The 8,402-nt window shown below is 29.3% G+C and carries 8 protein-coding genes; all 8 read left to right on the forward strand.

Annotated features, from left to right (window positions below; translation table 11 throughout):
* Positions 1-58: 58 nt before the first annotated feature.
* Complete coding sequence (locus AJN56_RS01405; RefSeq protein WP_070246281.1) at positions 59-841, forward strand: ABC transporter permease; 783 nt, start codon at positions 59-61, stop codon at positions 839-841.
* On the forward strand, positions 838-1,500 hold the full coding sequence (locus tag AJN56_RS01410; RefSeq protein WP_070246284.1) for an ABC transporter ATP-binding protein: 663 nt from the start codon (positions 838-840) through the stop codon (positions 1,498-1,500). Before AJN56_RS01405 ends, AJN56_RS01410 begins: the two co-directional genes overlap by 4 nt.
* The gene (locus AJN56_RS01415) at positions 1,500-2,618 is read left to right on the forward strand and encodes a capsule biosynthesis protein (RefSeq protein ID WP_070246286.1); all 1,119 of its coding nucleotides are present in this window, start codon (positions 1,500-1,502) and stop codon (positions 2,616-2,618) included. Before AJN56_RS01410 ends, AJN56_RS01415 begins: the two co-directional genes overlap by 1 nt.
* A gap of 1 nt (position 2,619) precedes the next feature.
* Entirely contained in the window at positions 2,620-4,278 is a 1,659-nt protein-coding gene (locus tag AJN56_RS01420) for a polysaccharide biosynthesis/export family protein (protein WP_070246289.1), read from the forward strand.
* 9 nt (positions 4,279-4,287) lie between these two features.
* A complete protein-coding gene (locus AJN56_RS01425; protein WP_070246292.1) occupies positions 4,288-5,235 on the forward strand; it encodes an SIS domain-containing protein in 948 nt (315 codons plus the stop codon).
* Positions 5,235-6,866 carry a glycosyltransferase gene (locus AJN56_RS01430; protein WP_070246294.1) on the forward strand — a complete coding sequence of 544 codons (1,632 nt, stop codon included), beginning with the start codon at positions 5,235-5,237 and terminating at the stop codon, positions 6,864-6,866. The genes AJN56_RS01425 and AJN56_RS01430 overlap by 1 nt, the downstream gene beginning before the upstream one ends.
* A complete protein-coding gene (locus AJN56_RS01435; protein WP_070246296.1) occupies positions 6,859-7,902 on the forward strand; it encodes a glycosyltransferase family 2 protein in 1,044 nt (347 codons plus the stop codon). The genes AJN56_RS01430 and AJN56_RS01435 overlap by 8 nt, the downstream gene beginning before the upstream one ends.
* Before the next feature lie 3 nt (positions 7,903-7,905).
* A partial coding sequence (locus AJN56_RS01440) for a glycosyltransferase family 2 protein (RefSeq protein ID WP_148115938.1) occupies positions 7,906-8,402 on the forward strand: 497 nt, incomplete at its 3' end.

Genomic DNA, 8,402 nt, shown 5'->3' on the forward strand with positions numbered 1-8,402 from the left:
TGTTTAAGAAAATGAGTTATGATTATAGTTTATGTAAATTGTTAGGTATAGAAAATAAATGTTAAATGTAATTCACGCTTTATTTTTTAGAGAGTTAAAAACTAGATTTGGTGCCAATAGACATTTAGGTTATCTTTGGGTGGTTGGAGAGCCAATGTCAATAACACTTGCAATCACAGCAATTGTCACTATCATAAGAGAATATCATCATCAAGTTATGCCTGAGGGAATTTCTATTTTTATGTTTTTAATTTCAGGCATTATGCCTTATTTTATGTTTAGAAGTATAGTAACTCAACTTATGAATGGTACTCAGGCAAATTTGGCTCTTTTTGCTTATAAACCTGTAAAGCCTATACATGTATTTATTGCTAGAACTTTGCTTGAGTTTTGTATTTATTTTGTGATTTTTATCACTGTACTTTTTTTTGTAGGATGGTTTTTTAGATTTGATGTATTTCCTGTTCATTTACTTGGGGTTTTATTTTGTATTTTTTTACTTATGTGTTCAGCTTTTGCTTTGGGGGTTTGTTTTGCTATTATTTGGCATTTTGTAGAGCCTTTAAGAACTTTATTAACTTATTTTAGCATAGTGTTTTATTGGACTTCAGGTGTTATACTTCCTACTTGGCTAACTCCTCGTCCTTTGCTTGATATACTATATTATAATCCCTTGCTTCATATTTTTGAACTTTTAAGATTTAATTTTTTTGAGAATTATCCTTTGCAAGATGAATATAGTTATTTTTACGCTATATTTTGGATTTTACTTGTTTTATTTATAGGACTTTTTGTCTATTACTATAACAGACAAGCTTTAACGGCAGCAAAAAAAGAATGATAAAGCTAATTAATCTAACTAAATCTTATCCTTTATTTAGTGGTGGGAGGCATTATGTTTTTAAAAATTTTACTTTTGAATTTCCTGAAAATTGTAGTATAGGATTGATGGGGGGTAATGGCGCAGGCAAGTCCACTCTCATGAGACTTTTAAGCGGAGCAGAGCTTCCTGATAGTGGTAAGATAATTACTAATAAAAAATTATCCTGGCCTTTGGGATTAAATGGAGCTTTTCAAGGTTCTTTAACCGCTAGAGATAATGCTAAATTTGTAGCTAGAGTATATGGTTATAAGGGCAAAGAACTTCAAGAAAAAGTAAAATTTGTAGAAGATTTTGCAGAGCTTGGGAAATTTTTTGATGAGCCTATGAAGACTTATTCTTCGGGAATGAGTGCTAGGATAGCTTTTGGACTTAGTATGGCCTTTGATTTTGATTATTATTTGATCGATGAGGCTGGAGCTGTTGGAGATCCTGCTTTTAGGGAAAAAAGTGTGAAATTATATAGAGAAAGATTAAGCAAATCAAAAGTGATTATGGTATCTCATAATGTAGCTGAAATTAAAGAATGGTGTGATAAAATAATTTATATGAAAAATGGACAAATTACGGTTTATGATGATGTAGATGAAGGAATAGCTGTATATCAAGGAAAAGTTTAATGGAAGAAAATAAAACTTTATTAGAAAAAATCAAAGATTTAAGTATATTTGATTCTTTTAAAATTGTTTGGTTTATAATGATTTTTGTTGTAATTTATTATACATTAATTGCAGCGCCAAGATATGTAAGCACGATGATTTTAGATGTTAGATCAACAAGTGGAGAAAGTGCTCAAACAAGTGGAATCTTGTCTTTGCTTAGTAGTACTTCTACAGCAAGCGAAGATTTAAATTATCTAAAAGGTTATATAGAATCAAGTGATATGTTAAAGATTTTGGATGAAAAAATCAAACTTAAAAGTCTTTATCAAGAACAACATATAGATTTGCCTTTTAAAATTTGGGATTCAAGCTCGATAGAATCTTATCTTAAATACTACCAAGCAAGAGTTAAGGTTCATACGGATGAAACCACTAAACTTTTACAGGTAGAAGTAGAGGGTTTTACACCTAAATCAGCTCATTTGATTGCTCAAGCTATTATGCAAGAAAGCGAAAAATTTATCAATGAAATCTCTCATAAAGCAGCTAGAGAACAAATGGCTTTTGCTGAAAATGAAGTACAAAAATACAAAGAACGATATCAAAAAGCACAAAATGATTTGATTGCTTTTCAAAATAAATACGGAGTTTTTGATCCTTTAAAGCAAGCTGAAACTAAAGCAAGTTTGGTTGCGCAAATTGAGGCTAATCTAGCTCAAAAAGAAGCTAAACTTTTAACTTTACAAAGCTATATGAATGATGCAGCACCTGAAGTAGTAGCACTTAAAGCAGAAATTGAAGCAATCAAAAAACAACTTTTAAGGGAAAAATCTAAAATTTCAGCTAACAATTCTTCTCAAAAGCTTAATGATTTGGCTGCTAAATTTCAGGATTTAACTATAGAAGCTACTTTTGCGCAAAAAGCTTATGAAGCAGCTTTAAAAGCTTATGAAAGTGCTAGAATAGAAGCATTAAGAAAAATAAAACAACTTGTCATCATCCAAAGTCCAGATATTCCAGAAAGCGCAAAATATCCTGAAAGAATTTATGATATTTTAACAGCGTTTATTGTATTATCTTTGATTTTTGGGATTGTTAAATTTATTAGAATGATAATAGAGGAGCATAAGTATTAAAATGAAAAAAATATTAATTTTATTTTTTAGTTGTATTTTATGTTTTGGAGCTGTGGATGTTTCACAAATCATTTCAGCAGAGGATCAAGGTTCTACTACAACTAGCTTAGATCAAAATTTAAGCTCAAATTATGATATAGCAAATAAAGAAAATAATCTTACAAAAATTCATCAAATTTTAGTATTTGGCGCTCATCTTTTTAATGGAAATTTTAAAAATTACAATCAAAGAGTTTATAACCCAGATTATAAGATCGCAGTTGGTGATCAAATCAGTCTTAAAATTTGGGGAGCTGTTGAGTTTTCGCAAGTTTTAGTGGTGGATTCTCAAGGAAATATTTTTATCCCTAAAGTAGGAGCTGTAAATTTACTAGGTGTGAAAAATAGTGCCCTTGTAAGTGTTATAAAAGCACGTGTTAATAAAATCTATAAAAGCAATGTTTTTGTTTATGCAGATATGAATGCTTATCAAAATGTCAGTGTTTTTGTAACAGGAAGTGTTAATGCTCCAGGACTTTATCAAGGACTTAGTTCGGATTCAGTGATACAATATCTTGATAAAGCAGGGGGTATAAATTTAGAATATGGAAGTTTTAGAGATATTCAAATTTTGCGCAATAACAGCGTGATAAAAAATATCGATTTGTATGATTTTTTGCTAAAAGGGCAAATGGATCTTTTTCCTTTTAGAAGTGGAGATGTTATTTTAGTAGGAAATGTTCAAAATTACGCTTTTGTTGATGGCGATGTGCAAAGACCTTTTCGTTTTGAACTTTCAAATGATATTAAAACTTTAGCTGACTTAGCTAGGGTATCAGGTGCTAAACCTATCGTAACCAATGCTATCGTAAAAAGTTATGGTGAAGATCATAAACTTGATGTCAGTGCTTATAATAAAATGCAATTTTCAAAAGTTTTACTTAGAACAGGAGATGAGGTAGAATTTCACCCTGAGTATGTTTCTGAAAATATAACTATAAGTGTAAATGGCGAGCATAATGGTTTAAAAACTTTGGTTGTGGGTAAAGGAACGACTTTAGAAGATATTTCTAAACTAATCAAGGCTAATCCGCAATCAAACATGCAAGCTTTGCAAGTATTTAGAAAAAGTGTAGCTAGAACTCAAAAAGAACTTATCAATGCTCAGCTTAAAGAGCTTGAAACTCTAGCTTTAACTAGCAGTTCTGTTACAGCTCAAGGCGCAGCTATAAGAGCTCAACAAGCAAAAACGATTTTAGAATTTATCCAAAGAGCTAAGCAAGTACAACCAAAAGGCCAAATTGTCATCGATAATCCAAAGTCTTATAATTCGGTTATTTTAGAAGATGGTGATACTATTAATGTGCCAAGTAAGAATAATCTCATCATAGTTCAAGGCGAAGTTTCTTTGCCAGGGGCTTTTGTGTATGATAAGGGCAAAGATTTAAGATATTACATCAATCTTGCGGGAGGTTATGGAGAAAGAGCGGATACTTCAAAAGTTTTGGTGATACGAAGCAATGGAAAAGCTGAAAAATATCATAGTGGTATAGATATGAAACCAGGCGATTCTGTGTTGGTATTGCCAAAAGTGGATAGTGAGAATTTGCAAATTTTTTCAATGTTAACTCAAATTCTTTATCAGATTGCTATCGCAACCAATGTTGTGCTTAATCTTTAAGGTTTAAAAATGAATACTCTTGAAATAGCCAAAGAAGTCTTTGAAAAAGAAGCGCAAGCTATTTTGGATTTGGCTAAAAATTTAGATGAAAATTTTAATCAAGCTGTGAATTTGATGCTAAATACTAAAGGGCGTTGCATAGTTAGTGGTATGGGTAAATCAGGTCATATAGGCGCTAAGATAGCAGCTACTTTAGCAAGTACAGGAACACCAAGCTTTTTTATCCATCCAGGAGAGGCTTTGCATGGAGATCTTGGAATGCTAACTCCTGAAGATGTTTTAATCGCTATTTCAAATTCAGGAGAAACTGAAGAAATTTTAAAAATCATTCCTGCTATAAAAAAGCGCAAAATTCCACTTATAGTAATGTGTGGTAAAAAAAATTCCACCCTTGTAAAGCAAGGCGATATATTTTTAAATATAGCTGTAGAAAAGGAAGCTTGTCCTTTGCAGCTTGCTCCTATGTCTTCGACAACGGCAACTTTGGTTATGGGAGATGCTTTAGCTGCTGCTTTGATGAAGGTAAGAAATTTCAAGCCTGATGATTTTGCCCTTTTTCATCCAGGGGGGAGTTTGGGGCGTAAGCTTTTAACCAAGGTAAAAGATCTTATGGTTTCAAGTAACCTTCCTATAGTGCATCCTGACACCGAATTTAACGATCTTGTTGATGTGATGACTAGTGGAAAACTAGGGCTTTGTGTGGTGCTTAAAAATGAAAAATTAGTTGGCATTATCACTGATGGGGATTTGCGTCGTGCTTTAAAAGCAAGTGATAAACCAAGGTTTGATTTTAAGGCCAAAGAAATCATGAGTACAAATCCTAAAGTAGTCGATGCTGATGCTATGGCAAGTGAAGCAGAGGAGATCATGTTAAAATATAAAATCAAAGAAATTATAGTAGGGAAAGAAGAAAGGGTTGTAGGGATTATCCAGCTTTATGCTATAGGAAATGTTTAATGGCTCTTTTATCTGTTATTATTCCTTTTGGCTTAAGTAAGGAGCGTCCTTATATAGAAGAAAGGATTATTGAGAAAGCAAAATATTTTAAAAGTGATGAGAATATAGAATTTATTTTCGTTGAAGGATATTCATCTAAAGATCACGAGCTTAAAAATTTTATTCAAACGAATCATCATATTTATCTTAAAGATACAGAACAAAAAGCTTTTTCTCAAGGAGGATGTAGGAATTTAGGAGCAAGTTATGCGCATTCAAATGTTCTTTTGTTTTTGGATGTGGATTGTTATATTTCTTTGGATAATTTTGAAAAAATTTTAAAACTAATTCAAATTAAAAATATTTCTCAAAATATCAATGCTTTGATAGTTTTACCCGTAGTGTATCTTAATAAAGAAGCTAATGAAAAATTAAAGCAATACGATGATAAATTTTGGGATATTTTGATACAAGAGGATTTATTTACAGCAAAAAATACTTGGGTAAAATTTTTTGCCCCAAGTTCTACTTCAAGTATTGTGATAAATAAACATCAGTTTTTAAGATTGGGTGGAAATGATGAAAATTTTATCGGACACGGTTATGAAGATTTTGATCTTTTTGCTAGAGTTTTAAAAGCTTGTGTGAGTTTTGAAAAAATGCCTACTAATTTAAGTTATGATGCTAGAAATTGGAATTTTTTTAACTTTAAAGGTTTTAGATCTTGGTTTTCACTGCTTGGTCATGAGGCTTGTTTTTATGGAATTTATATGTATCATTTTTATCATATAGAACCCAATCAAAATGCTTATATGCAAAATAAAGATAAGAATCATCAGCTTTTTTATAAGCATTTAAAAAATATCAAAAAACATGATTTAAAGCCTTTGCAAGTTTTTAAAGCCAAAGGTGAAAAAGTTTTAATGCTTTTTAAAGACCAAAATTATGATTTTAAGGATATTAGTGTTTATGTCGGAGAAATTATCTATAAAAATATAAGTGATTTTTTTATAGCTAAAGAGTTAAAATATGAACTTTTGTTGGATTTTTTACAACAAGAAAAAATCACTAAAATATTTTTGGATGCAAGTATAAAACTACAATTTGATGATATAGATTATTGCGATATTTTTTATTTTCAAAAAGGAATTTTACCTCATTCTTGGCTTTTTGCAAAAAATTTAGATTTAGATTATAAACAAGATTTAAATTTAAGCGAGCAAAAACTTTATCAAGTGAAAGAATATTTCTTAACTTTAAAGGAGGATGAAAAAAAAGTTATCTTGGATTTTTTAAGCCAAAACAATGATGATAAGTATGATTTGTATGAAATGCTTTATTATTTGATTAACGAGCTTTATAGTTTTGAGTATGAGGGAATTTTTTATCAAATCATCATTGATAAAGAAAAAATGCTGATGGCGCAAAAACATGATAAAAGTTTTTATCCTTTAAGATCTTTTGTTTATAAACCTTATTTGTATGAGCTTAGAAGCATAAGACCTTTTTCATTTTTGATGAAAATTTTAGGTTTAGAGTATCTTGGTGCTATGATTTCACATACTAAATTTTATCGTTTGGCAAGAAAATTGTTTTTTAATTCTAAGGGGTTTTTTGAGGATTTGAGAGCTAAAAAGAATGCAAATGTATAAATGTTTAGTTAAGCCTAAAATTTCTGTTATTATCCCTTCTTATAATTCGGCTAAATATATAAAAGAATGTTTAGACAGTGTGATTTTTCAAAGTTTAAAAGAGATTGAAATTTTATGTATAGATGCGTATTCAATTGATGGAACTATAGATATATTAAAATCATATAAAAAGCAAGATGATAGAATTAAAATTATTTTTTCAAAAAAAAAGAGTCTAGGTTATCAAATTAATCTAGGATTAAAAGAAGCTAAAGGAGAGTATTTTACAATAGTTGAAAGTGATGATTATGTAAAAATAGATATGTGTGAAAAACTTTATAGATTAGCCCGCAATCAAGATTGCCAAGTAGTTAAATCTGATTTTATTGGTTTTGAAGATAAAAGAAGCCAAAGAATTTTTAAAAACCTCCCTATATGTTATGATCAAACTTTGTATAATAAAAAAATTAATTCGTATTTAAATCCAAGTATTATTATAAATTCTTGGAATATGAATCAATCTAGTCTTTATAAAATGGATTTTATAAAAAAATATGATATAAGAGCAAATGAAACACAAGGAGCTTCTTATCAAGATATAGGGTTATGGTTTCAAATTTTGAGTTTGGCTTCAAGCATTTATTTTTATAAAGAAGGGTTTTATTTTTATAGACAAGATAATGAAAATGCTTCGGTTAAGAGTAAAGATAAAATATATTGTGTCTGTGATGAGTTTGAGTTTTTAGATAAGTTTCTTGATAAAAATTTAGAGCTTAAAAGTAGATTGCAAGATGTTTTTTATTATTTTAAATTTAAAATGTATTTATGGAATTTAAGGCGTATTGATGATAAGTATAAGTTAGAATTTTTATATAAATTTTCGCAAGATTTTTCACTTATTTATGATAAGTTAGATAAAACAGTGTTTAAAGCTAGTGAAATATCTGAAATTTCTTGCATTATTCAAGATCCTAGCAAATACTATAAAAAATATAATAGTGTTTTTTATAGTATAAAAAAAAAGATTTTTAGAATAAAAAGAAAATATTTTAGGTAAAAGATGAATAAAACAGTAGGTGTAGTTATCCCAATCTATAATGTAGAAAAGTACTTAAAAGAATGTTTAGATAGTGTTATTAATCAAACTTATAAAAATTTACAAGTTATACTTGTAAATGATGGTAGCACAGATGAAAACTCATTTAATATAGCTAAAGAATACACTTTAAAAGATGAAAGATTTATACTTTTTGATAAAAAAAATGGTGGCTTAAGCAGTGCTAGAAATGTCGGCATAGAATATTTTAGTGGAGAATATATACTTAAAAATAAAACTCAAATTTTAGAAACAAATTCTTTAATAGAATTTAATATAGAAGGTAATAATCCCTATGAAATTTATACAGTATATAAAAGCTATAAAGCTTTTCATACTACTAAAGATTTAGCTGATTTTATTTATCCTAGTATAGACTATATTATCTTTTTGGATTCTGATGATTATTGGGAGCTTGATTGTATAGAAGAGTGTGCAAAAAGAATGAATGGGGTTGATGT

The organism is Campylobacter sp. BCW_4319 (assembly GCF_001764435.1).
Classification (GTDB): Bacteria; Campylobacterota; Campylobacteria; order Campylobacterales; family Campylobacteraceae; genus Campylobacter_D; species Campylobacter_D jejuni.